Raw genomic sequence first — 23,957 nt, 5'->3', positions numbered from 1 at the left:
TCGACTCCGCTACCGTCGCGGTACGCGGGCGACGAGTCCGTGAGCGACCGGAGGGGGCACCGTGACGACGGACGACCGCGCGCAGGACAGCGACCGACCGCTGCGACGACCGACGGTGGTCACCGCGGCCCTGGCGATCTGGGCGGTCGTGCTGCTGGTACGGGTCACCACGGTCTCGGTGGCAGCGGTGCAGCTGGCGCAGGACGAGTCCGGTGGTCCGCTCATCGCGGTGATCGGTGGGGTGCTCGGCATCGGGATCTGCGCGTTGCTCGCCTGGGCGACCCTGCTCGTGTGGCGTGGTTCCGGCACCGCGCGGGTGTGGCTCGGGGTGCTGGGTGCCTTCGCCCTGGTGAACGTCGTGATCGCCGTGGCCGTCGGGAGCGCGGACCGGCCCACGCTCGAGCCGGTCGCTGTCGTCGCCGCTGCCGTGCTGCTGTACCTGCCGTCGGCACGCCCGTGGTTCCCTCGCTGGGAGCGACGCCCGCGTGCGCAGGAACCGAGGACCATCGGCTGGGACCCGCAGACCGGGGAGCGGATCACGGAGCCGCGCGAGGCCGCCGACCAGCGCTGAACACGCCGCGCCCGCGCGCGACACGCCGAGCCGGGAACCGATCGCGTCGGTGCGGACACCACCTGACATGAACCAGATCACGGGGGACCGGGCCGACTGGGCCCTGAGCCTCGCGGGGGACGGGCAGGCCTTCGGCAGGGTCTTCGACCGGCACGCCGCGAGGCTCCGGCGACATGCCGTCGGCCTCGTCCCGGCAGCAGCACCGGCCGACGCGGACGACGTCGTCGCGATGACCTTCCTCGAGGCCTGGCGGCGCCGTGACCACGTCCGCTTCGTCGACGACTCGCTCCTGCCGTGGCTCCTCGTCACGGCGACGAACACCGCGCACAACGTCACCCGGTCGGCGCACCGGCACCGGGCGTTCCTCGGCCGGTTCCCGGCGCCCGAGCCGGCGCCCGACCCCGCGGAGCAGTTCGGCGACGGCGGTGCGGTCGCGGCCATGGGGCGGCTGTCGCTCGACGACCAGCGCGTCCTGACCCTCTGCGTGCTCGAGGGACTCAGCGAGCGCGAGGCGTCGGCGGTGCTCGGCGTCGCCCCCGGGACCGTCAAGTCCCGACTCCACCGGGCGAAGGCCCGGCTCCACAAGCGGTACACAGCCACAGCGGAACCCCTCGGAGGCGCACTGTGAACGACGACTTCTCCCCCCGCCTGACCGCCATGCGCGACGCGCTCGTCGCGGAGGTCGACCGGTCCGGCACCCCCGGCACCGCTCCCGTCCCTCGTCGCCGTCCGACCCGGGGCGCGGTGCTCGCTGTGCTCGCAGCCTTCGTGGTCGGCGGTGGGCTAACCGGCGGGCTGACCGCGGCCGCGCTGCCCGGAGCCGACCCGGACGCCGCCGTCGAGACCCAGCTGGCGACGTCCGCGCGGTACCAGGTGGAGGAGAGCAATCACGCGACGGTGCTCGGGACCCCGACCTTCCTCGTCACGCACGGCGACCGGACCATCACGTTGGACGACCGACCGCGCGGTGCCGACGCGATCACGGTGTCGTGGACGTGCCTGGACCGGGCGGACCTCCGGGTGGCGGTCGACGGGACGCGCGTGGACGTCGGCGACCCGTGCCTGCCCTCGACCGAGGACGTCATCCGCACGCCGTGGAGCATGACCCCGGCGGACGACGCCGGGAACCCGTCGGTGACGCTGTCGAGCTCCGGGTCGGCGCGGTACGCCGTCTGGGTGTCGTGGGTGCAGCGGGCGACGATCGCCGAGCCGTCCCCGCAGCAGGGCGCCGAGACCGACGACGGGGTCGTCACGTTGCAGGAGTACACGACGGCGTTCAACCGGCTGCAGGCGTGCATGGCCCAGGCCGGCCACCCGATGGCCGTCGTCCCGCTCACGTACGCCGCGGACGGCCTGTGGAGCTCGACACCGGGCGGCGACGGGCCCTGGTACCGGTACGGCATCGCGTCGGAGAGCATCGAGGTCTACGACACCCAGTGCTACCCGCGCGAGTTCGAGGCCGTCGACACGATCTGGCAGGGCGAGCACCCGGAGCCCTGACCCGGCACCGCGGCGGACGGGAGGCACGGTGCCGGCTGGCACCGTGCCTCCCGTCCGTCAGCGGTGCGCGTTCCGCGACGTCGCGGCTGTCGAACGACAGCGGTCTCGTCGCAGGACGCGTGTCACGCGCCGCCGCCCGCGTGCCTCACACGCCCGCGGGCACCGCCACCCGTGTCAACCGCACCGGCACCGCCTTCGACACCGGCGTGTTGCTGCCCTTCGCCGCGCTGTCGAGCGGCACGAGCACGTTCGCCTCGGGGAAGTACGCCGCCGCACACCCGCGAGCACTCGGGTACGCGACGACCCGGTAGTCGCGCAGCACGCGCTCGACGTCGTCGTCCCACACCGTCGCGACGTCCACCCGGTCGCCGTCCTGCAGCCCGAGCTCGACCAGGTCGTCCGGGTTCACGAAGACGACGTGGCGGCCCTTCTTGATGCCGCGGTACCGGTCGTTCAGGCTGTAGATCGTCGTGTTGTACTGGTCGTGCGACCGCAGCGTCTGCAGCAGCAGGGTGCCCTCGGGGCGCTCCACGTGCTCGAGCTCGTTCACGGTGATCATCGCCTTGCCGGTCTTCGTGGCGAAGGTCCGGGAGTCGCGGGGACCGTTCGGCAGGACGAAGCCCTCCTTGCTCGCGGCGCGGCGGGAGTAGTCGTCGAAGCCGGGGACGACGTGGCTGATGTGGTCGCGGATCACGTCGTAGTCGTCCCGCATGCCCTGCCAGTCGACGGCCACGCGGTCACCGAGGGTGGCCTTCGCGAGCTCGCAGACGATCGCGACCTCGGACAGCAGCCCGGGGGCGACCGGCGGGACCTGCCCGTGGCTGCCGTGCACGGAGCACACGGTGTCCTCGACCGAGACGAACTGCGGGCCCGCGGCCTGCACGTCGATCTCGGTGCGGCCCATCGTCGGCAGGATCAGGGCTTCTTCGCCCACGACGGCGTGCGACCGGTTCAGCTTCGTCGACACCTGCACCGTCATCTCGGTGCCGCGGAACGCCGCCTCGGCGAGCTGGCTGTCGGAGATCGCGGCGACGAGGTTGCCGCCCATCCCCATCCAGAACTTGATCTCGCCGCGCTGCATCGCCGTGATGCCCTTCAGGGCGTCGACCCCGTGCTCGCGGGGCGGCTCGAAGTGGAACTCCTCCGCCAGGGCGTCGAGGAAGCTGTCCGGCATCTGCTCCCAGATGCCCATCGTCCGGTCGCCCTGCACGTTGCTGTGCCCGCGGATCGGCGAGGCGCCGGCGCCGGGTCGGCCGATGTTCCCGCGGAGGAGCAGGAGGTTGATGATCTCCTTGATCGTGTCGACGGCCTTGGTGTGCTGCGTGATGCCCATAGCCCAGGTGATGATCGTCCGCTCGGAGCGCATGTAGCGCTCGGCGAGCTCGTCGATCTCCTCGGTGGTCAGGCCGGTGGCGCGGAGGACCTCGTCGTCGTCGATCCGCAGGACGTGCTCGACGAACGCCTCGTACCCGCTGGTGTGCTCGGCGATGAAGGCGTGGTCGACGACCGTGCCGGGGGCGGCGAGCTCGGCCTGCACGACGCGCTTCGCGAGCGCCTGCAGCAGGGCCATGTCGCCGCCGAGCCGGATCTGCACGAACTGGTCGGCGATCTCGGTCCCGCGGCCGACGATGCCCCGGACCTTCTGCGGGTTCTTGTAGCGCCTCAGGCTCGACTCGGGGAGCGGGTTGACGGCGACGATCTCGGCGCCGTTCTCCTTGGCGTCCTCGAGCGCGGTGAGCATCCGGGGGTGGTTCGTGCCGGGGTTCTGGCCCATCACGATGATGAGCTCGGTCTCCTCGAAGTCGTCGTAGGCGATGGTCGACTTGCCGATGCCGACGACCTCCGCCATCGCGAGGCTCGTCGACTCGTGGCACATGTTCGAGCAGTCGGGCAGGTTGTTCGTGCCGAAGGCGCGCACGAACAGCTGGTAGACGAAGGCCGCCTCGTTCGAGGTGCGCCCGGAGGTGTAGAACGACGCCTGGTCGGGGGAGTCGAGCCCGTTCAGCTTGTCCGCGATGATCCCGAACGCCCGCTCCCAGCTGACCGGCTCGTAGTGGTCCTTCCCCGCGGGCTTCCACACGGGTTCGGTGATGCGGCCCTGCTGTCCGAGCCAGTACTCGGTCTTGTCGGCGAGGTCGTGGACCGAGTGCTCGGACCAGAACGTGCGCGGCACGAGCAGCGGGGTGGCCTCCCACACGACCGCCTTGGCGCCGTTCTCGCAGAACTCGGCGGTCTTGCGCTTGTCCGGGTCCGGCCAGGCGCAGCTCATGCAGTCGAACCCGCCCTTCTGGTTCAGGTTCAGCATGAGCTTGGCGGTGCGGGCCACGCCCAGCTGCTCGATCGCCGGGGCCATCGAGTGCAGGACGCCGGGGACGCCTGCGGCCCACTCCTTCGGTTCGCCGACCGTCATCTCGGCGTCGGTCACGTCGTCCTTCGGGGGCTGTTCGGTCACGGTGCGCTCACGGTCTCTCGAGGGGCTGGTGCTGGTTCGGTGATGCGTTCGGGGCGGCTGTAGACGACCATGCTCTGGCCGCGCAGGAAGCCGACGATCGTGATGCCGACCTCCTTCGCCAGGTCGACCGCGAGCGACGACGGCGCGGACACGGCGGCGAGCACCGGGATCCCGGCCATCGAGGCCTTCTGCGTCAGCTCGAAGCTCGCCCGGCCGGAGACCATGAGGACCGTACCCCGCAGGGGCAGCCGTCCTTCCTTCACGGCCCACCCGACGACCTTGTCGACGGCGTTGTGCCGACCGACGTCCTCGCGGAGCACGAGCATCCGCCCGCTGGCGCCGTCGAACAGCGCTGCGGCGTGCAGGCCGCCGGTCTTCTCGAACACGTCCTGGGCCTCGCGCAGCCGGTCGGGGAACGTCGCGAGGAGCGCCGGGTCGAGCACGAGGTCGTCGTGCAGGACGCTGTGCTGCGAGGTCGTCCGCACGGCGTCGATGCTGGCCTTGCCGCACAGGCCGCACGAGCTCGTCGTGTAGAACGCGCGCTCCAGGCTCGGGTCCGGCGCGGGGACGCCGAGTGCGAGCGTCACGTCGAGCACGTTGTAGGTGTTGAGCCCCTCGTCCGTCGCCCCGGCGCAGTACCGGGCGGCGGCGAAGTCGTCACCCCGGGCGATCACGCCCTCGGACACCAGGAACCCCGCGGCGAGGTCGACGTCGTTGCCGGGCGTCCGCATGGTGATCGCGAGCGAGTTCCCGCCGACGCGGATCTCGAGCGGCTCCTCGACGGCCAGCAGGTCGTCGCGCACCGACCGGGACGTCGCGACGGTGATGCGGGTGACGCGCTTCCGCGCCGTGATCCGGCTCATGCTCCGGGTCTACCACCCGTGCCCGGCACCCGCCAGGGCGGTGCGGTTCCCGCACGCCGTCCTGTGGCGGTCCTCAGGCCCGCCGTCGGACCGTCCAGTGCGCCCGTCAGCACCACGGCAGCCGGACGGGAGGCACGTCCTCGCCCGCCACGCCGCCGCCGGCCGGGACGACCAGCAGTCCGTCCGCGTCGGCCAGGCCCCGGAGCATCGCCGAGGTCTGGTGCGACGCCGGGACGGCGCCCTCGGGCGTCGCGCGGTACGCGAGCACCAGCGCGCCCGGCCGGTCGTTGGGCACGTCGACCGCGAGCCGCACCCGTCCCACCGGCTCGAGCGGTCGCCCGAGCAGTCCGGCGACGAGCGGTCCACCGAGCAGCACGAGGCCGACCATCGCGGCCATCGGGTTGCCGGGCAGGCACAGGAACACCGTCGGGCCCCGGCGGGCCAGCAGCATCGGTCGACCCGGACGCACGTCGACCCGGTCGACGAGCAGCTCGGCCCCGATCCGGGCGAGCGCACCGCGGACGTGGTCGGTCGACGAACCGGCCGTGCCGCCCGTGCTCACGACGAGGCGCTCGCGAGCGGCGTCGAGCACGCGGGCGGTGGTGTCGGCGTCGTCCGGCACGCGGTCCGCGGCGACGGGGTCGGCACCGAAGGTCCCGAGCACCGCGGGCAGGGTGTGCGAGAAGACGTCGCGGACCTGTCCGGGTCGTGGGACCCCGGCGCCGACGACCTCGTCGCCGAGCACCGCGACCCGGGCGGTCGGGACCGGCGCGACGCGCACGTCGTCGACCCCCGAGGCGGCTGCCAACGCTGCACGCGGAGGCGTGAGCACCGTGCCGCCGGTGAACAGCACCTGGTCCCGGGTGACCTCCTCGCCCGCCGGCCGGACGTGTCGTCGGGTGGACGGCGTGTGGCGGACCAACCGGCCGTCGTCGTCGACGGTGGCGTCCTCGGACCGCACCACGGCCGCCGTGCCGGGCGGGACGGGTGCCCCGGTCGTGATCGGTCGGGCGTGCCCGGTCGTCAGCGGCGCGTCGGACGGGACCGCTCCGGCGACGATCGGCGCGCCGAGCACCCACGGCCCCGGTCCCGCGACGGCCCACCCGTCCATGGCTGCGCCGTCGTGCCCGGGGACGTCGCCGCGGGCGGCGAGGTCGCCGGCGAGCGTCCGGCCGAGCGCCGACGCCAGGTCGAGCCGGACGGATCCGGCTCCCGGGTCGGCGGCGGTGTCGGCGGCGAGGCGGACGCCCTGCCGGTGTGCCTCGTGCCGGGCGTCTGACCAGGACGGCAGGACCAGCGTCACCGGGCGTCGGACCCGGTGGTGCCGTCGGTCCGGCCCGTGTGCTCGGGTCCGTCCGGGCCGTCGGTCGTGTCCGGGGCGTCCCCGTGCGCGAGCGCGAGCCGTGTCGCGGTCGCTGCGGCGTCGGCCAGGTCCGCCTCCGACCCGCCGCGGAGCCCCGCGGCGTACCCGACCAGGAAGGTGGTCAGCGGGGCAGCCGGACGGGCCACGCCGTGCGCGGCGTCACGGGCGAGGTCGAGCACGACGTCGCGGTCGAGCGCAGAGCCCTCGGGGAGGCCGAGCGCCTCGGCGAGCTCGGCGGTCCAGGCGGCGAGGACGTCGTCAGTGGTCATGCGGTCAGTCAAGCAGCCGGGCGTCCGCCGTGGCCCGCGTGGCGTCCTCCGGTTCGTCCACGTCCGCACAGAGTGCGGCGGGCAGCCGGACCTCGACGAGCCGGAGGCCGTCGGTCAGCCGTCGCACCGCCGCGCCGGTCGGGTCGCCGAGCGCCCGGACCGCGGCGCGCAGCGCGTCCGAGCGGTACAGCGCGAGCAGGTGCTGGCGACGCCCGTCCTCGTCGACCGCGACGACGCCGTCCGCGTCGTCGGGCGCCGCGCCGGCGGCGTCGAGCAGCAGCGCGGCCGCAGGCTCCGGACGCACGAGGTCGCACGCGAGCACGAGCGTCCACGGCGCGGGGTCGGCCACGGCGGCGAGTCCGGCGGCGATCGCGGCGACCGGCCCGCCGAGGGGCGGGTCCTCGCGCGTGTGCACGACCCCGGCGGGTGCACCCCGTCCCGCCCGCAGCCCGACGAGCACGGTCCGACGAGCGCCGGCGGCCGCGGCGACGGCGTGGTCGGACAGTGCGACGCCGTCGGCGACGAGGGCGGTCTTGTCGATCCCACACATGCGCGTCGCTCGGCCGCCGGCCAGCAGGACGGCGTCGTGGTGCGGTGCGGTCGGGGAGGTCATGCCTGCACCGTAGCCGGACGGCCCGGGGTCAGGAGCAGCGCTCGAGCGCGAAGGACTGGAGTGCGTCCCACTGCGACGGTCCCTGGCCCAACGCGGGGCCCCACCGGTGCAGGACGCGGCACCCGAGCGCGGTCGTGGCCTGGCGCACCGGGTCCGCGGCGCGTCCGTCCCGTGCGACGAGGAACAGCCGTTCCCGACCGGAGTGCACCATCGACTCGATCTGCGCCGCGGAGAACACGGCGACCTGACCGGAGAACCCGCCGTCGGTCAGGACCTCCTTCCCGGTGGCACCGATCACGTCCGACGCGACCCGCCACGAGTCGGTGAGGAACAGCGGGGCGCCGTCCTGCCCGCCACCTGCGCGCTCGGCGTCCCGCACCAGTTCGGCGTCCGCCGTGGGCAGGCCCTGCCCAGCGCCCCACGGGTCCGGTGCCGAGACGGTGAAGGGAGCGTCCTCGGTCGCCTGCCCGACGCGGCGGGGACCGCCTCGGCCCGGCGCCGACGCCCGCTGCGACCGCGCAGCGTCCCACGTCGCAGCGTCCTGTCGCACCCCGACCGACGCGTCGCCCCGGTCACCGTCGCGAGCGGCGTCGAGCGCCTGCAGGGAGAAGCACGCGGGCCCGAGCACGACCGCGGCGACGAGCAGGGCCCCCGCGGTCCGGCGCCCCGCCCCGCCCGGCGCTCGTCCGGTCGCCGCCGACCCGGACCGACGGCTCCGGACGGCGAGCACGACGAGGGCGGCGGCGGTCGTGCCGACGGCGACGGTCGCGAGCAGTGCCGGCTCTGCCGAGGTGCGTGCGAGCCAGGTCCACCAGGCGCCCTGCAGGACGAGCAGCCCGGCGGGGACGAGCCGCAGTCGGCGGTCCGGCGCGTCCGCGAGCCGGGCGGCTCCCCACCAGCCGAGGGCGGCGAGGGCGGCGAGCTGCACGCCGATGCCCGCGACGTAGGCGGTGTGCGGCAGGTGCATGACGGACAGGACCACCACCGCGGTCGCCAGCCAGACGACCAGCGTGCACAGCGTGGCGGAGGGGACCCGGGCCTCCCGGACGGTGCGTCGCGGCCACCAGCGGAACGCGCCGAGCACGATCCCGGCGAGCGCAGCGGGCCACGACCACCCGACCTGCGAGGCGTAGCGGGGTGAGAACAGCTGCAGGAGCGGGTGTCCGGCCGCGTGGCTGACCGCGAGCGACCACCGGTCCGCGGCCGCGTCACCCGCGGTCCGCAGCGCACTGACGGCGCCCGGCCAGGCGCCCGGCAGGAACCGGTCGACCCCGTTGTAGCCGAAGACCATCGCGAAGACGCTGTCGTCGGTGGAGCCGTCGACGAACGGGTGGTCGGCCGTCGGGAGCAGGGCGACGACGACCGACCAGCCGAGGCTCGCGACCAGCGTCGCCGACACCAGGGCGGCGAGGTGACCGGCGGCTCGACGCCAGCGCGGACCCGGACCGGCGGTCGCGACGAGGGTGCCGACCACCAGCGCCGGCAGGACCAGCCACGCCTGCAGCATCTTGGCCTGGAACCCGATGCCGACGAACAGTCCCGCGAGCAGCAGCGGCCACCAGGTGCGGGTCAGGGCGGCGCGTTGCCACCACACGAGGGCGACGGCGAGCGCAGCGGTGAGCAGGCCGTCCTCCATCGGGTGGCCGAACATCGACACGAAGATCGGGGTCGCGGCGGTCAGCGCGGCCGCGACCAGACCGGCGCGGGCCCCGAGCCAGCGGAGCACGACCACCGACACCGCCAGCGTGGTGACGGCGCCCTCGACGACCTGCGGCAGGCCCATCGCGGCCGCGGACATGCCGAAGAGGTGCACGCTGATCGCCTGGGGGACCGCGAAGCCGGCGAGCTTGTCGAGCGTGACGGTCGCATCCGGGTCGAAGGAGCCCGAGAGGAAGGCCGGCAGGGACTCGGACATGGACCGGACGGCGCTCGCGTAGAAGGACAGGTCGCCGCCGCGGCCGAGGTTCCAGCTCGTGAGCACCGCGCCGAGCACCACCACCAGGGTGAGGGTGGTCTGCTCCCACCGGCTCTGGTGCCACCACCGGGCCGGGCGTTCCGCGGCCGCGTCGATCGTCGTCATGCGGTGACTGTCCCGCCGCAGTCGATGGAGCAGCCGTGCGGAGCCGCCCGGGGGCAACGGATCCGTTCAGCCAGGCCCCCAGGGAACCGCGGTCTCCGGACGACGGTGGGGTCGGGGCTGTCGCGTCCGCCGAGCACCAGTTATGTTCGGCAGCACAACAAAACCGGACGACGGTGGCGACGCGGCCGCCGGAGGAGCAGCCCATGGTCGAGCACGGAGTCCAGCACGAGTCGGTCGCGCACCGCACCGGCGAGACGGTCCTGACGGTCGTCGACCACCACGGCGCACCGCTGCCGGACGTCGAGGTCGCCGTCGAGCAGACCCGGCACGCCTTCGGGTTCGGCAACATCGGGTTCGACTTCGTGGAGCTGGCGAACGACGAGGTCGACGGCGCCGGACGGGAGCGCCTCGAACGCCTCGCCGACCTGTACGCCGACGTCTTCACGACCGCGACGCTGCCGTTCTACTGGGGTCGCTTCGAGCCGGAGCGCGGGCGCCCGGACACCGCTCGACTCCGGCGCACCGCGGAGTGGTTCCGCGACCGGGGGATCGCGCTCAAGGGGCACCCGCTCGTCTGGCACACCGTGCAGCCGGACTGGCTCCTCGGGCTGCCCCTCGACGAGGTCGAGCAGCTGCAGCGGGAGCGCATCCGCCGTGACGTCGGCGACCTCGCCGGGCTGGTCGACACGTGGGACGCGATCAACGAGGTCGTCATCATGCCCGTGTTCGACAACGGCGACAACGCCATCACCCCGCTCGCCCGGGCGAAGGGCCGCATCCCGACGATCCGGATGGCGTTCGAGGAGGCCCGCGCCGCGAACCCGCACGCGACCCTGCTGCTCAACGACTTCGACCTGTCGAGCGCGTACGAGTGCCTGATCGAGGGCGTGCTCGAGGCCGGCGTGCAGATCGACGCCATCGGGCTGCAGACCCACATGCACCAGGGGTACTGGGGTGAGGAGACGATGCTCGCGATGGTCGACCGCTTCGCCCGGTACGGCCTGCCGCTGCACCTGACCGAGACCTCGCTCGTGTCGGGTGACCTCATGCCCGCGGACATCGTGGACCTGAACGACCACGTGGTGGACTCGTGGCCCTCGACGCCCGAGGGTGAGGCCCGACAGGCGGACGAGGTCGAGCGGCACTACCGGAGCCTGGTCGGGCATCCCGCGGTCGAGGCGGTCACCTCCTGGGGCATCACCGACGCGGGCGCCTGGCTCGGCGCGCCGATCGGGCTGGTCCGCGAGGACGGGACGCCGAAGCCGTCGTACGAGGCACTCCGTCGCCTGGTGAAGGACGAGTGGTGGACCGGGCCGACGGTGCTCCGCACGGACGAGCGCGGACAGGTGCGGGTGCGCGGGTTCCGGGGGGAGTACCGGGCCGAGGTGCGGGGCGCGTCGGCGGCGGTCACCGTCGGGCGCGAGCCGGCCGAGCAGCGGGTGGTCGCGTCCGCGACGTGACCAGCGGCGGACGGGAGGCGCGGTGCGGGTCCGTCCCGTGCCTCCCGTCCGGTGTCGCCCCCCGGTCCCGCGCCGCGCGGTGCGGTGCCGTCGGGACCGCGGACGCGGCCCTGCGTGCTCAGCCCAGGTCGAGCGTCCGGCCGAACGTCCGCGTGACGGGCGGCGCGGCGACGATCGCCGCGAGGGCCCTCGGGGCACCCTCGTCGGTCGCGCGCCAGGCGACGTAGGCGTCGTGGTCGGCGGGTGTCGTCCACCGCTCGAGCACGACGAGGTGCAGCGGGTCGGAGTCGTCGACCAGGACCTCGAGCGACTCGTTGCCGGCGAAGGTCGCCGTCTGGGCGAGGGTCTCGCGGATCGCGGAGTCGATCGTGTCCTGCGCGACGTCGTCTCGCAGCTGGACCTCGAGGAGGACCGTCTGGGTCATGTGCGTGCCTTTCGTCAGGTGCTCGTTCTCGGCACCCGTCCGTCGGGTGCCGAGTGCGCCAACGTCCGGGTGACCCGTGGTGTTCCGCGGACCGACGGAGAAGTGCAGAACGCAACGTCGGCGACTGCTCGCAGCGGTGGGGCGTTGCGGGGAACCGCCGGGGTTGCGCGTTGCGGGCCCGACGCCGACACATGTCGGAAAGAAAGCTTCCGGAGGAAGGTTTTCGGTGTTACTGTCCTGATCACCTAGCAGCACTAGGTATTCGAGAGGGCACGCCGCCCCCGATGGCTCGAGGAGGAGTCATGTCGACACCGACGTCGAAGGAAGAACCGCAGTCCGGTCTCGCCGGTACCGCGAACCCGCCGGTCACCGCGGCCGCGGGAGCCACGAGCACCGACCCCGCAGCCGCATCGCGTGCGTTCTCGGTCGAGGGCCTCACGCAGAACGTCAGCACCGTCCGGGTCGGCCCGAAGTACCTCTGGGCACTCAGCCTGGCCCAGTTCGGCCTCTTCGCCGCCCTGCTCACCCCGGTGTTCGTGGGCATGGCGATCAAGGCGACGGTGCTGAACCCGGACAGCCCCGAGACGATCGTCGGGTCGGTCCTGCCGTTCGGTGCCCTCGGCGCCCTGCTCGCCAACCCGCTGGCGGGGGCACTCTCCGACCGCACCCGCACGCGCTGGGGTCGCCGTCGGCCCTGGATGGTCGGTGGCGTCGTCGTCTTCGTCGTCGCGCTGGCCTGGCTCGCGTTCGCGCCGGACGTCCTGCAGCTCACCATCGCGTGGGTGCTCGCCCAGGTCGCCGCGAACGCCGTCCTCGCCACCCTGACCGCGAGCTTCGCGGACAACGTGCCCGAGTTCCAGCGCGGCAAGGCGTCGAGCGTCATCGCCCTCGCGCAGAACATCGCGATCCTCGCCGGCCTCTACCTCGCCGTGTACCTGGTCGGGAACCTGCCGGTCCTCTTCATCGCGCCGGGCATCCTGGCGATCGTCGTGATCCTCGTCTACGCGGTCGTGGCCCGCGACGAGCTCCCGGCCACGACCAAGCCCTTCAGCTGGGTCACCCTGATCGCGTCGTTCTGGACGAACCCGATCAAGCACCCCGACTTCGGGCTCGCCTGGTGGGGCCGCTTCCTCATCACCTTCGGCACGTTCATGTTCACGACGTACCGCGTGCTGTACATGCAGGAGCAGATCGGGATCGAGGACCTGGCCGAGGCCACCGCCACCGTCGCGTTCGGTGTGCTCCTGTACACGGTCGCCCTGCTCGTCAGCGCCGCGGTCTCGGGCTGGGTGTCCGACCGCGTCCGACGCCGCAAGGTCTTCGTCTGGGGTTCCACCGCCCTCACCGCGGTCGGCCTGGTGATCCTCGCGCACGTCGACAGCGTCGGCGGGTTCTACTTCGCGGAGATCGTGCTCGGGTTCGCCTTCGGCATCTACGCAGCGATCGACACCGCGCTCGTCGTCGACGTGCTGCCCGACCCCGAGCGTCCGGGCAAGGACCTCGGTGTCATCAACATCGCCAACGCCCTGCCGCAGTCGCTCGCCCCGGCGGTCGGCCTGTTCCTGCTGGGCCTCGGCGGCGGCCAGAACTACACGCTCATGCTCTGGGGTGCCGGCGTCGCCGTGCTCCTCGGTGCGCTCGTCATCCTCCCGATCAAGAAGGTCCGGTGACCACCGTGGCACCCCGCATCTCCCTCCAGCTCTACACGGTCGACAAGGCGCTGGCGCCCGACCTCGACGGCGGCGTCGCCCGCCTGGCCGGCATCGGGTTCGACACCGTCGAGGCGTTCGCCTTCGTCGGCCGCGCAGCCGAGCTCCGGACGGCGTTCGACGCGCACGGCATCAGCGCCCGCACCGGCCACGCCTTCCTGGTCGAGGAGTCGATCCCGCTGCCGGACGGCACGGTGATGACCGCCCCGTCGCACGCCGAGACGTTCGCCGAGGCGTCGGCGCTCGGCATCGAGATCGTCATCGACCCGTTCGTCGGTCCCGACCACTGGACGACCCGCGAGGGCGTCGAGCGGGTCGCCGCCCGGCTGAACGCCGCCGCCGAGGAAGCCGCCGTCCACGGCCTCCGCGTCGGCTACCACAACCACGACCACGAGCTCCGGCCGCGCATCGACGGGAAGCCCGCGCTCCAGGTGCTCGCCGAACTGCTCGACCCGCGCGTCGTGCTCGAGCTCGACCTGTACTGGGCGTCCGCCGCGGGCATCGACCTCGTGCCCTTCGTCGAGGAGCTCGGCGACCGCATCGTCGCCGTGCACGTCAAGGACGGCCCGATGCGCGAGGGGATCTCCACCGCGCAGGTGCCGACCGACCAGACCCCGGCCGGCCAGGGCGACGTCCGGCTGGCCGAGGCGCTCGCCGCAGCACCGGCGCTCGAGTACGCCGTCATCGAGTTCGACGGCTTCGACGGGGAGATCTTCGACGGGGTCGAGCAGTCGTACCGCTGGCTGCAGGCCGCGCTCGCCGGGTCGGACGAGACCGCCACCACGGGGGTGTCCGCATGACCCGCACCGGCCGCGTCGGCGTCGGCTTCATCGGCGCCGGGATGATCAGCGAGCAGTACCTGACGAACCTCACGACCTTCCCGGACGTCGAGGTGGTCCGGATCGGCGACATCGACACCGAGCGCGCCGCGGCGTCGGCGGCGAAGTGGGGCATCCCCGCGTCGGGCACCGGCGACGAGGTCCTCACCGACCCCGACGTCGAGATCGTCGTGAACCTCACCCTGCCCGCCACGCACGTCGAGGTCTCCACGGCGGCACTCCGCGCCGGCAAGCACGTCTGGAGCGAGAAGCCGATCGGCGTCGACCGCGAGAGCGCCGCCGGACTCGTGGCGCTCGCCGACGAGCTCGGCCTGCGCCTCGGCATCGCACCGGACACCGTCCTCGGCACCGGGTGGCAGACCGCGAAGCGCGCGATCGAGGCCGGCGCGATCGGCACCCCCCTCACCGCCGTCACGAGCTTCCAGTGGCAGGGACCGGACGTGTTCCACCCGAACGCGTCCTTCCTCTACGCGAAGGGTGCCGGACCGCTGTTCGACATGGGCCCGTACTACTTCACGGCGCTCGTGCACCTGCTCGGCCCGGTCGCGTCCGTCGTGGCGACGGGGTCCCGGTCGCGCGAGACCCGGCAGCTGGTGGTCGGTCCGAACGCCGGGCAGGAGTTCCCGGTCGAGGTCCCGACGCACCTCTCGGTGCTCACGTCCTTCGAGCAGGGCGGGAACGCGCAGTCGCTGCTGTCGTTCGACACCCCGCTGTTCCGGCACGGCGTCTTCGAGGTGAACGGCACCGAGGGCACGATCGTGCTCCCGGACCCGAACACCTTCGGTGGCGGACACCCGATCCGCATCGCACGACCGCTCGGCACGGACGTGTCGTTCCCGATCGAGCAGGCGTGGGAGACCCTCTCCGACGAGGAACCGACGGTCGGCCGCGGCCTCGGCGTGCTCGACATGGCACGGGCGATCCGCGGGGGCGGTGCGCACGTCGCGACCGGCGAGGTCGGGTACCACGTGCTCGACACCATGGTCGCGGTCGAGGAGTCCGTCGCGCGCCGCGCGTTCGTCGAGGTTGCGTCGACGGTGGCGCCGATCGCGTCGCTGCCCGAGGACTTCGACCCGCTCGCCGCGACCCTCGAGGGTGCGTCCGCCACGGTCTGAGCGGCCACACGACGGTCTGGAGGCTCGGCGCCGGTCGGCACCGAGCCTCCAGACCGTCACGTGGTGCGGGACGGCCGCAGGACGCTCGCGTAGACCGCCACCAGCTCGTCGACGCGCTGCTCGACGCGGCCGCGGGCCGCGACCAGCGCGGCGCTCGCCCGCACGAGCTGCTCCGGCTCGTCGTGGAGCCGTCGGACGACCGACGCGATCCCCGCGGCGTCCGGCGTCGGCGTCGTGAAGCCACCGCCGTCGGGGACGACCTCGGCGAGGTCCGGGTCGCAGTGCACGACGGGCAGGCCGGTGGCGACGGCCTCGAGCATCACCATCGGCTGGTTGTCGAAGTCGGAGGAACTCGACACGAGCACGTGTGCACGGCGCATGGCGGCGAGGACCTCGTCGTGCGGGGTCGAGCCGTGCAGCCGGACCGGGGTGCCGGCCGCTGCCCGGGCGACCGCAGCACGCGCGACGCCGTCGCCGAGCACGTCGACCACGGTGCCGGGTGGGAAGGAGCGGGCAGCCTCGACCAGGACCTCCGGACGCTTCTCGGGCGACAGGCGCCCCACCCAGAGCACCCGGAGCGGCTCGTCTGCGGTCCTGGTCCGGACGGTCGCCGGTCCGATCGCGTCGAGGACCGCGGGCTCGATGCCGTTCGAGACGACCGACACCGGGGTCCGGACGCCCCGGTCGACGAGCTTGTGGGCGAAGTGCCGCGACGGGACCACGACGTGGTCGCTCGCCCGGGACTGCGCGAGCATGACCCGCCACATCCGCCGCGCCGTCCGGGTCCGGGTGTACGGGGTGTCGGCCGCGACACGGACGCCCCGGCGGGGGACCTGCGTCGCGTGCAGGAAGGCGAGCAGCGCGGTCGTGACGGCGGGCACGGGCAGGACGTTCCGCGTGTAGACGTCGATGCGGCCGTGCATCGTGTGCACCACCGGGATGCCGAGGTCCTGCGCGGCCCGGATCCCGCCGAGCGCCGCGAACATCTCGGAGTGGGTGTGCACGACGTCGACCCGGCGTGCGGCGAACTCGCGGCGGAGCAGGGCGCGGAGGCGACGCGGGGACCACGCGAAGGGGTAGCCGTCGGGGCGGAACACGGGGGAGACGGGCAGACCGACGACGGCCGGCACGGTGGCGGTGCCGGGTGCCTGCGCCGTGCCCGCCGAGTGCGCGGGGCCCGCCGGGTCGTCGGGACAGAAGACCGTGACGTCGTGTCCCGCTGCCGTGAGGGCCTCGGCCAGGGAGCGCACCGCCGTCTGGACGCCCCCGAGCGTCGGCAGGTAGTAGTCGGTGACCAGCGCGATCCGCACGCCCCGAGCCTAGGGCCGTCGGCTCCTGCCGGGCTCGTAGGATCTGGGGCATGGGGGGAGCAGGCACCGGGGAGCGCGCGCTGGTCACGGGGGCGAGCGGGTTCGTCGGCGGTCACGTCGTGCGGACCCTGCGCGAGCACGGCTACCGCGTCACGGCGTCCGGTCGGCGGGCGTCGGCGCTGCCCGCCGGGGACGTCCACGTCGGCGACCTCGACGACCTCGCCCGCGCGGACGTCCCCGCCGACGTCGTCGTGCACTGCGCGGCGCTCAGCTCGCCGTGGGGCCCGTGGTCGGCCTTCGAGCACGCCAACGTCACCGGGACCGCCCGGGTGCTCGAGTACGCACGTCGCGTCGGGGCGCGGCGGCTCGTGCACGTGTCGTCGCCCGGCATCTACGCCGCACCGCGCGACCGGCTCGACATCCGCGAGGACCAGGTCGACCCGAGCCGCCCGATGAACCACTACATCCGCTCGAAGCTGCACGCCGAGGCGCTCCTCCGCGCCGCGACCGGCGACCCCGACGGACCCGAGATCGTCGTCCTGCGGCCGCGCGGCATCATCGGCGCGGGCGACACCGGACTCGTCCCGAGGCTGCTCCGCGTGCACGAACGGGTCGGCGCGCCCCTCCTGCGCGGCGGACGCGGACTCGTCGACCTGACCGCCGTCGAGAACGTCGCGCACGCCGTCCGGCTCGCGGCCGAGGTGCCCGGGGCCGCCGGGCTGGCGTTCAACATCACGAACGGGGACCCGCGTCCGTTCGTCGAGCTCCTCGACCAGCTGCTCACCGGACTCGGGGTCCGGCCGCGGCACCTGCACCTGCCGGCCGGGCCGGTGTCCGCGCTGGCCACCGTGCTCGAGGCCGTGTGCACGGTGCTGCCCGGGCAGCCCGAGCCGCCCATCACCCGGTACACGGTGACGACGATCACGCACTCGCAGACCCTCGACCTGACCCGGGCCCGGCAGGTGCTCGGCTACCAGCCGGTCGTCGGGCTCGACGAGGCACTCGCGAGCTACGCGACCGCCGGCCGGCGCGTCGGTGGGCAGCCCCGTGGCTGAGCGCCCGGTCGGTACCCTGCGCGCCGCCGCCTGCGGGTGGACGACCCACGACGTGCACGGTCTGCTCCGCGGTGCACCCCGTGGCCGTCGGGTCTTCCCCGCGAACGTCTTCCACTGGTCCGGTCCGGACCGCTCCGTGCTGTTCGACACCGGGTACGCACCCCTGCCGTGGCGCACGGGTGCCGCCGGGTGGCTGTACCGACGCCTGCTCCCGCCCGTCGTCCCCCCGGGCAGCACACTCGCCGACGCGATCGACACGGACGACGTCACGCACGTCGTCCTGTCGCACCTGCACCCCGACCACGTCGGCGGGCTGGCTTCCGTGCCGCACGCGCGGGTGCTGGTCTCCGAGGGCGTGGCCCGGAGCACCGCCCGCCCGCGGGTGCTCGCCGGGCAGCTGCGGGGGCTGCTGCCCGCGGGGCTCGTCGACCGGCTGCAGGTCGTCCCGGACAGCGCCTTCGGCCCCGCCCCGACCGGGCCGCTCGCCGCGGTCGGTCTGTCGACGGCCGACCCGTTCGGCGACGGTCGCACGCGGCTCGTCCGGCTGCCCGGGCACGCCGACGGGCACCTCGGCCTCCTCGTCGAGGACCGTGTGCTGCTCGCGGGCGACGCTGCATGGAGCCGCGACCTGCTCGGACGCGAGCGCGACCTGCGCCTCCTGCCGCGTGCGGTCGCCCACGACGCCCGATCGCAGCGCGACACCGCCGAGCGCCTGCTCGCCCTCGAGCGCCCAGGTGTCAGACTGCTGTTCAGCCACGACGAGCACCGGACCGGGGTGGACCTGCTCGTCGACGACGACGAGGACCGAGGGGGACCATGAAGCACTGCGCCATCGCCGGGTGGGGGACGGCACTGCCGGACCGGACGGTCACCTACGGCAGCGGTGCCCGCACCGTCACCCGGTACCGCATCGCCGACGACGTGTCGCACCTCGACATGCTCGCCACGGCAGCGTCCCGAGCCATCGAGCACGCCGGCATCGACGCCGCCGACCTCGACCTCGTGATCGCCGCCTGCGCCGCCGGCGTGCAGCCGATCCCCTGCACGGCGGCACTCGTGACGGAGCGGGTCGCGCCCGACGCCCGAGCGGCCGCGTTCGACGTGAACTCGACGTGCACGAGCTTCATCACGGCACTCGACATCGCCTCCCGCTACCTGGAGGACGGCGACCACGACCGGGTGCTCATCGTCTCCGGGGACGTCGGGTCACGCTTCCTCGACCCGGCGCAACGGGAGTCCGCCGAGCTGTTCTCCGACGCTGCGGCCGCGGTGGTGCTGACGCGCGGCGACGGGACGCAGGGGGTGCTGTCGGCGCTGCAGCAGACCTGGCCGGAGCACGCCCACGACACCGAGCTCCGGGGCGGCCTGTCCCGGTACCCGGCGCAGCAGTACGCCGACGGCGACCCCGCTGACTACCTGTTCGACATGCACGGCCGGCGCGCCCTGACCGGGATGCTCCGGGTCCTGCCCGGGTTCTTCGCGCGGTTCTGGGAGCGCAGCGGTCTCGGGCTGGACGACGTCGACCTGGTCGTACCGCACCAGGCCAGCGGCGCGATCGGGCTCGCGATGCGCCGGCTCGGGATCCCGACGGACAAGTACGTCGACGAGGTCGCGGCGTTCGGGAACTCGGTCTCGTCGTCGGTGCCGTTCATGCTCGCGCGGTGCCTCGACGACGGTCGGCTCCGGCGCGGGGACACCGTGCTGCTCTGCGGGACGGCTGCCGGCCTGACCGCGAACGCCCTCGCGCTGCGCCTCTGACGCGCCCGCGGTCGGCGCTGCGCCTCTGACGCGCCCGCGGTCGGCGCTGCGCCTCTGGCGCGCGCGGTCGGCGCTGCGCCGGGTTCGCCGGGGACACGACGACGCCCCCGCCGCTGCTGCGACGGGGGCGTCCGATGACCCCTGATCCCCGGGGAGGCCACCGCTGGTCCGGTGGACCGCCCAGCACCGGGCGGTCCACCGAGGTCGGTCAGCGCGCGGTGCGTCCGGCGCGGGGCAGGAGCACGCCGAGGACGATCATCGCGACGGCGAGGAAGGCGTGCAGGACGTTGTCGGCGCTGTTCAGCGGGACGAAGTTCGCAGCCCCGGCCATGCCGGCGACGAAGAGGCCGAAGACGAACAGCACGGCGTAGACGATGCCGCCGATGAGCAGGTACGAGCGCGACCCTGCGGCGGAGCGGGCGGCGAGGATGCCGACGATGCCGAACAGCAGGTGGACGATGTTGTGCAGGGCCGACACCTGGAACAGGCCGAGGAGCATGGCCATCGAGCTGTTGCCGGCGAAGGACATGGTGCCCATGTCCATGGTCAGGCCCGGGATGAACCCGGCGATGCCGACGATGAGGAAGACGACGCCGAAGAGCAGTGCGCCCTTCTGGACGAGGGTCGACGCGAAACCGGTACGGGGTGATGCTGCGTTGCTGGTCATGGTGCGGTCCTTCCGAATGCGTTCCACGACGGCGTCTCCGGGTCACCGCGCAGGGGCAGCGTCGTCGTCGTACAGGGGTTTCGGAGCAGGTGCGCAGCCGGATTGGTGCGCCGTCCGGGTGTCCTTCCAGCGCGGCGTCCTCCTGCGGGATGACCCCGGGTCTCCGCCCCAGGGGGGACGCGCTCGGCGGTGTCCCGGAAATAGCGTGGACCACGTGATCGAGATCGAGCATCTGTCCAAGCGCTACGGCGCCAAGACCGCCGTCGACGACATCTCCTTCGTCGTCCGTCCCGGCAGCGTCACCGGCTTCCTCGGGCCGAACGGCGCCGGGAAGTCCACGACCATGCGGATGATCATGGGCCTCGACACGCCCACGTCCGGACGCGTCCGGGTGAACGGCCAGGACTACCGGTCCTTCCGCGACCCGCTCCGCCAGGTCGGCGCGCTGCTCGAGGCGAAGGCCGTCCACTCCGGGCGCAGCGCGTACAACCACCTGCTCTCGCTCGCGGCGACGCACGGCATCCCGAAGTCCCGCGTGCACCACGTGATCGAGCTCACCGGCCTCGAGTCGGTCGCGAAGAAGCGCGTCGGCGGGTTCTCCCTCGGCATGGGGCAGCGGCTCGGCATCGCGGCGGCACTGCTCGGCGACCCGAGGACCCTGATCCTGGACGAGCCGGTCAACGGCCTCGACCCGGACGGCGTCGTGTGGGTGCGCCAGCTCGCCCGGCACCTGGCGTCCGAGGGACGCACGGTCTTCCTCTCCAGTCACCTCATGAGCGAGATGGCGCAGACGGCCGACCGCGTGGTCGTGCTCGGCCGCGGCAAGGTCCTGGCCGACGCCCCGATCGCGGAGTTCGTCTCGGGCAGCGGACAGGGCGGCGGCGCACGGACCCTCGTCCGGACCCCGCACCCCGACCAGCTCTTCGATGCCGTGGGATCAGCGGCGTCGTCGATCACCCCGCGCGAGGACGGCGCCTTCGTGGTCGTCGGTCCCGACGCACAGCAGATCGGCACCATCGCCGCCCGTGCCGGCGCGGTGCTCCACGAACTCACCCCCATGGGTGCGAGCCTCGAGGAGGCGTACATGGCCCTCACGAAGGACGAGGTCGAGTACCAGGCGGAGGTCGCACGATGAGCGCCGCGACGGCCACCGCGATGCCCGACCGCGTCGGACTCGGGTTCGGTCGACTCGTCCGCAGCGAGTGGATCAAGTTCCGCAGCATCCGGTCGACGTGGTGGTGCTACGCCATCATCGTCGCGCTGACCATCGGGCTCGGTGCGCTGCTCGGGCTCTACGCGCCGATCGTCGGTCTGCCCGAGGGCGCCGAGGTGACCCAGGCGGTCGCGAACGCCCAGATCGTCAACCTCAGCATCTCGTCGGTCGGCTTCACCGTGCTGGTCGCCGCGGTCCTGGGTGTCCTCATCATCACGGGTGAGTACGGCACCGGGCAGGTGCGCTCGACCTTCACGGCCGACCCCGGGCGCACCGGCGCGATCCTCGCCAAGGCCGTCGTCCTCGCCGTGGCCACCTTCGTGGTCAGTGCAGCGGCGACGTGGATCGGGGTCGTGCTCGTCGCGCTGTTCCAGGCGGACAAGGGCGTGCACGCCGACCTGGCCGACCCCGCCGTCTTCATGCCGATCCTCGGTTCGTCGGTCTACGTCACGGGGATCGCACTGCTCGCCTTCGGCATCGGCCTCCTGGTCCGGTCGAGCGCCGGTGGCATCGCGATCGCGCTCGGCGTGCTGCTCGTCCTGCCGATCGTGCTGCAGCTCTTCGCGGGGCTGGTGGACCAGCAGTGGCTCCTCGACGTGTCCCGCTTCCTGCCCGACCAGGCCGGCAGCCAGCTCTACACCTACGAGCGGTCCGCGGGCCAGCCCGCACCCGAGGGCGTCGTGCTGAACGGTTGGGCCGGCGGCGGGGTCCTGGCAGCGTGGGTCGTCGCGATCGGTGTCCTCGCCCTGGCCGCGGTCAAGAAGCGCGACGTCTGACGACGAGCCGCGCGGCCCGCGAGGCGGGGCGTGACGGAACGGAGGCTCGGTGCCGACCGGCACCGAGCCTCCCGTCCGTCCGCAGCCGGGTACGGGCGGTTCAGGCCGCCCGTGAGAACAGCCCGCGCAGGGCGCGCGTCAGTCGCCACGAGCGCCGCGGCTGCTGGACGACCTCGACCGCGCGGGTCGGCATCCGGAAGGCGAGGTCGTGGAGCATGTTCCGCTTCGAGCCGTCCCAGTTCGCGAACAGGTAGGAACCGCCGATGAACGACATGCTCCGGACCGGCGTCCGCTTCCACGAATCGGCCGCGACGTAGTAGCCGGCGTGCCCGGCGCGGATGTGGTCGATGACGGTGTCGACGTCGAAGACACCGGTCGTGGTGACGACGGTGGTGATGCCCGTCCGGTCGCGGGCGACGTACTCGATGAGGTGTTCGGTCACGGCGTGCTCTGATCTGTGTCTGACTCGACCGGCCCGTGAGGTCGGTGCTCGGGAGGTGTTCGGAACCGCCCTTGCTTCCGCCTGGATGGTACGCCGACAGGCGGTGGGGTCTCCAGGCGTCGGTGCGGTCGGGGGATGAACATCCGGGCAGCGCGGCGGGCAGGGTGGTCCCATGCGCACCACACGTCACTCCCGTCCCGCCGGCCTGCTCCTGATCGTCGCCGGGGCGTCCCTCGCCCTCGCGGGGTGCACCGGCGGGGGCGCCGGTGGCCCGACCGCGACCGTCACGCGGACGGTCACGCCCTCGAACTCGGCGTCGTCCTCGTCGTCGACGACGGGCAGCGGGACCCCGGGCCCGTCGTCGACGCCGACCGTGACACCCTCCTGCGGACCGTCCGACGGGGCCGCCGCCGCCGCTGGTCCGATCGCCGACCTCCCGCTGCCCGCCGGCCTCGAGTCGGCGCGGTGGGACGCGTCGAACGCCGACACCTCGGTCTACGACGGCTGCGCCGCGCTGTCCGCGGTGACCGTCAGCGTCGTCGACGGCACCGCGAGCTCGCCGGTCGCGATCCTGCTCTTCCACGACGGGACGTACCTGGGGACGGCGACGAAGGAGCAGTACCCGTTCGTCCCGCAGGTGACGCGGGAGTCCGCGGGGACGATCCGCGTCGAGTACCGCTACCCGCAGGGTGCGGACAGCAACGCCGACCCCTCCGGCCGAGCGACCGCGACGTACACGTGGGACGACGCTGCCGGTCGCGTTGAGATGTCCGGAGACGTCCCGCCCGCCCGGTGACGTCCCGCCGCCCTGTCACTCAGCGCGGTGCTCCGCGTCGACCGGCGGACCCGGACCCGGACCCGGGCCCTGACCCGGGGCGCAGCGCCCGCAGCACGTCCCGCAGGACGTCGAGCCGGGGCTGGGACGCGCTGAACGGTCGACCGAGTGCCGAACGCGGTTCGAGGACGAACGGTCCGCCGTCCGTCAGCGTGAGCCACAGCCCGTAGTCCTCCCGTCGTCCGCGGTGGTCCTTCGTGGCCAGGTCGATCCGTGCGACGCGCGTCCAGGGGATCGTCACCACCGGGTCGGGTGACACGGGGGACCAGCCGAGCAGCCCGCTCCGGTCGACGGTGACGAGCGCGATCCGCGGGTCGGGGAGGTCCTGTCCGGCGATGGTGCCGCGGGCGGAGACCGGGAGGTGGAACGCCGGTCGACCCCGGCCGTGGCCGTGCGCGTGCCGGAGCGCACGTCGGTCCCGTCGTCCGTCCCGCCAGGCGCTGATCGGCGCGGCGACGCATCCCACGGCGCCGAGCAGCGGCAGGAGGACGGCGAGCGAGCCGCGGCCGGTGAGCGACGCCTGGTCGACGAACCGGGCCTCGACGACGAGCACGCCGACCGCGACGGCGAACAGGCCGAGCGCGCCCGCGACGAACGGCCACAGCGGCGGCACGACGCCGTCTCGCAGTCGCTGCACCCACGG

24 protein-coding genes are annotated in these 23,957 nt (G+C 73.5%); 13 read left to right on the top strand and 11 right to left on the bottom strand.

The features are described 5' to 3' along the window. Positions 1-61 precede the first annotated feature (61 nt). The 3 genes from NI26_RS13160 (at position 62) to NI26_RS13150 (ending at position 2,071) form a co-directional block, all read left to right on the top strand. On the top strand, positions 62-571 hold the full coding sequence (locus tag NI26_RS13160; RefSeq protein WP_066656165.1) for a hypothetical protein: 510 nt from the start codon (positions 62-64) through the stop codon (positions 569-571). Between the two features lie 67 nt (positions 572-638). Then, complete coding sequence (locus NI26_RS13155) at positions 639-1,199, top strand: RNA polymerase sigma factor (RefSeq protein WP_066656163.1); 561 nt, start codon at positions 639-641, stop codon at positions 1,197-1,199. Further along, positions 1,196-2,071, top strand: a complete 876-nt coding sequence (locus NI26_RS13150; RefSeq protein WP_066656160.1) for a hypothetical protein — start codon at positions 1,196-1,198, stop codon at positions 2,069-2,071. The genes NI26_RS13155 and NI26_RS13150 overlap by 4 nt, the downstream gene beginning before the upstream one ends. Positions 2,072-2,216: 145 nt before the next feature. Here NI26_RS13150 and NI26_RS13145 read toward each other — a convergent pair whose 3' ends face one another. From NI26_RS13145 to NI26_RS13120, 6 genes are all read right to left on the bottom strand, one after another. Continuing rightward, positions 2,217-4,481, bottom strand: a complete 2,265-nt coding sequence (locus tag NI26_RS13145; RefSeq protein ID WP_066658674.1) for an FdhF/YdeP family oxidoreductase — start codon at positions 4,479-4,481, stop codon at positions 2,217-2,219. Between the two features lie 38 nt (positions 4,482-4,519). Then, positions 4,520-5,386: a formate dehydrogenase accessory sulfurtransferase FdhD gene (fdhD, locus tag NI26_RS13140; RefSeq protein WP_066656158.1), complete on the bottom strand. Its 867-nt coding sequence runs from the start codon at positions 5,384-5,386 to the stop codon at positions 4,520-4,522. Positions 5,387-5,492: 106 nt separating this feature from the next. Then, positions 5,493-6,689 carry a molybdopterin molybdotransferase MoeA gene (locus NI26_RS13135; RefSeq protein WP_066656155.1) on the bottom strand — a complete coding sequence of 399 codons (1,197 nt, stop codon included), beginning with the start codon at positions 6,687-6,689 and terminating at the stop codon, positions 5,493-5,495. Continuing rightward, on the bottom strand, positions 6,686-7,018 hold the full coding sequence (locus NI26_RS13130; RefSeq protein ID WP_066656152.1) for a DUF6457 domain-containing protein: 333 nt from the start codon (positions 7,016-7,018) through the stop codon (positions 6,686-6,688). The genes NI26_RS13135 and NI26_RS13130 overlap by 4 nt, the downstream gene beginning before the upstream one ends. A gap of 4 nt (positions 7,019-7,022) precedes the next feature. Continuing rightward, positions 7,023-7,631 (bottom strand): molybdenum cofactor guanylyltransferase, encoded by a 609-nt coding sequence (gene mobA, locus NI26_RS13125; RefSeq protein WP_066656149.1) that lies wholly within the window; start codon positions 7,629-7,631, stop codon positions 7,023-7,025. Positions 7,632-7,659: 28 nt separating this feature from the next. After that, a complete protein-coding gene (locus NI26_RS13120; protein WP_066656144.1) occupies positions 7,660-9,711 on the bottom strand; it encodes a glycosyltransferase family 39 protein in 2,052 nt (683 codons plus the stop codon). Positions 9,712-9,914: 203 nt separating this feature from the next. Between NI26_RS13120 and NI26_RS13115 the strand changes: the two genes are divergently transcribed. Further along, the gene (locus NI26_RS13115; RefSeq protein ID WP_066656141.1) at positions 9,915-11,171 is read left to right on the top strand and encodes an endo-1,4-beta-xylanase; all 1,257 of its coding nucleotides are present in this window, start codon (positions 9,915-9,917) and stop codon (positions 11,169-11,171) included. A 118-nt stretch (positions 11,172-11,289) separates the two neighbouring features. Here NI26_RS13115 and NI26_RS13110 read toward each other — a convergent pair whose 3' ends face one another. Continuing rightward, positions 11,290-11,595, bottom strand: a complete 306-nt coding sequence (locus NI26_RS13110) for a putative quinol monooxygenase (protein ID WP_066656138.1) — start codon at positions 11,593-11,595, stop codon at positions 11,290-11,292. A 302-nt stretch (positions 11,596-11,897) separates the two neighbouring features. Here NI26_RS13110 and NI26_RS13105 point away from each other — a divergent pair, with 302 nt between their 5' ends. The 3 genes from NI26_RS13105 to NI26_RS13095 are packed head-to-tail and all read left to right on the top strand — an operon-like array spanning position 11,898 to position 15,258. Next, the gene (locus tag NI26_RS13105) at positions 11,898-13,265 is read left to right on the top strand and encodes an MFS transporter (RefSeq protein WP_066656135.1); all 1,368 of its coding nucleotides are present in this window, start codon (positions 11,898-11,900) and stop codon (positions 13,263-13,265) included. Then, positions 13,262-14,104, top strand: a complete 843-nt coding sequence (locus NI26_RS13100; RefSeq protein WP_235426371.1) for a sugar phosphate isomerase/epimerase family protein — start codon at positions 13,262-13,264, stop codon at positions 14,102-14,104. The genes NI26_RS13105 and NI26_RS13100 overlap by 4 nt, the downstream gene beginning before the upstream one ends. Further along, positions 14,101-15,258: a Gfo/Idh/MocA family protein gene (locus NI26_RS13095; protein WP_066656133.1), complete on the top strand. Its 1,158-nt coding sequence runs from the start codon at positions 14,101-14,103 to the stop codon at positions 15,256-15,258. Before NI26_RS13100 ends, NI26_RS13095 begins: the two co-directional genes overlap by 4 nt. 56 nt (positions 15,259-15,314) lie before the next feature. On the opposite strand, the gene NI26_RS13090 is transcribed toward NI26_RS13095, so the two are convergent. Further along, complete coding sequence (locus NI26_RS13090) at positions 15,315-16,568, bottom strand: glycosyltransferase (protein ID WP_066656131.1); 1,254 nt, start codon at positions 16,566-16,568, stop codon at positions 15,315-15,317. Positions 16,569-16,618: 50 nt separating this feature from the next. Between NI26_RS13090 and NI26_RS13085 the strand changes: the two genes are divergently transcribed. The 3 genes from NI26_RS13085 to NI26_RS13075 are packed head-to-tail and all read left to right on the top strand — an operon-like array spanning position 16,619 to position 19,381. Beyond that, complete coding sequence (locus tag NI26_RS13085; RefSeq protein ID WP_066656128.1) at positions 16,619-17,623, top strand: NAD-dependent epimerase/dehydratase family protein; 1,005 nt, start codon at positions 16,619-16,621, stop codon at positions 17,621-17,623. After that, complete coding sequence (locus NI26_RS13080; RefSeq protein WP_158407767.1) at positions 17,616-18,443, top strand: MBL fold metallo-hydrolase; 828 nt, start codon at positions 17,616-17,618, stop codon at positions 18,441-18,443. Before NI26_RS13085 ends, NI26_RS13080 begins: the two co-directional genes overlap by 8 nt. After that, entirely contained in the window at positions 18,440-19,381 is a 942-nt protein-coding gene (locus NI26_RS13075; RefSeq protein WP_066656122.1) for a 3-oxoacyl-[acyl-carrier-protein] synthase III C-terminal domain-containing protein, read from the top strand. The genes NI26_RS13080 and NI26_RS13075 overlap by 4 nt, the downstream gene beginning before the upstream one ends. Positions 19,382-19,589: 208 nt before the next feature. Here the strand turns inward: NI26_RS13075 and NI26_RS13070 are convergent, their stop codons facing one another. Next, the gene (locus NI26_RS13070) at positions 19,590-20,048 is read right to left on the bottom strand and encodes a DUF4383 domain-containing protein (RefSeq protein WP_066656120.1); all 459 of its coding nucleotides are present in this window, start codon (positions 20,046-20,048) and stop codon (positions 19,590-19,592) included. Positions 20,049-20,262: 214 nt separating this feature from the next. On the opposite strand from NI26_RS13070, the gene NI26_RS13065 reads away from it, so the two are divergent. Both NI26_RS13065 and NI26_RS13060 read left to right on the top strand, forming a co-directional pair. Continuing rightward, positions 20,263-21,183 carry an ABC transporter ATP-binding protein gene (locus NI26_RS13065; protein ID WP_066658668.1) on the top strand — a complete coding sequence of 307 codons (921 nt, stop codon included), beginning with the start codon at positions 20,263-20,265 and terminating at the stop codon, positions 21,181-21,183. Next, entirely contained in the window at positions 21,180-22,037 is an 858-nt protein-coding gene (locus NI26_RS13060; RefSeq protein WP_066656118.1) for an ABC transporter permease subunit, read from the top strand. Before NI26_RS13065 ends, NI26_RS13060 begins: the two co-directional genes overlap by 4 nt. Before the next feature lie 100 nt (positions 22,038-22,137). On the opposite strand, the gene NI26_RS13055 is transcribed toward NI26_RS13060, so the two are convergent. Next, entirely contained in the window at positions 22,138-22,479 is a 342-nt protein-coding gene (locus tag NI26_RS13055; RefSeq protein ID WP_066656115.1) for a hypothetical protein, read from the bottom strand. A 172-nt stretch (positions 22,480-22,651) separates the two neighbouring features. Here NI26_RS13055 and NI26_RS13050 point away from each other — a divergent pair, with 172 nt between their 5' ends. Beyond that, a complete protein-coding gene (locus tag NI26_RS13050; RefSeq protein WP_066656113.1) occupies positions 22,652-23,275 on the top strand; it encodes an LppP/LprE family lipoprotein in 624 nt (207 codons plus the stop codon). Positions 23,276-23,294: 19 nt separating this feature from the next. Here NI26_RS13050 and NI26_RS13045 read toward each other — a convergent pair whose 3' ends face one another. Beyond that, entirely contained in the window at positions 23,295-23,951 is a 657-nt protein-coding gene (locus NI26_RS13045; RefSeq protein WP_144411365.1) for a hypothetical protein, read from the bottom strand. Positions 23,952-23,957: the final 6 nt, after the last annotated feature.

Source organism: Curtobacterium sp. MR_MD2014 (assembly GCF_000772085.1).
Taxonomy (GTDB): Bacteria; Actinomycetota; Actinomycetes; order Actinomycetales; family Microbacteriaceae; genus Curtobacterium.
This window is presented reverse-complemented; position numbering and strand designations above follow the sequence as displayed.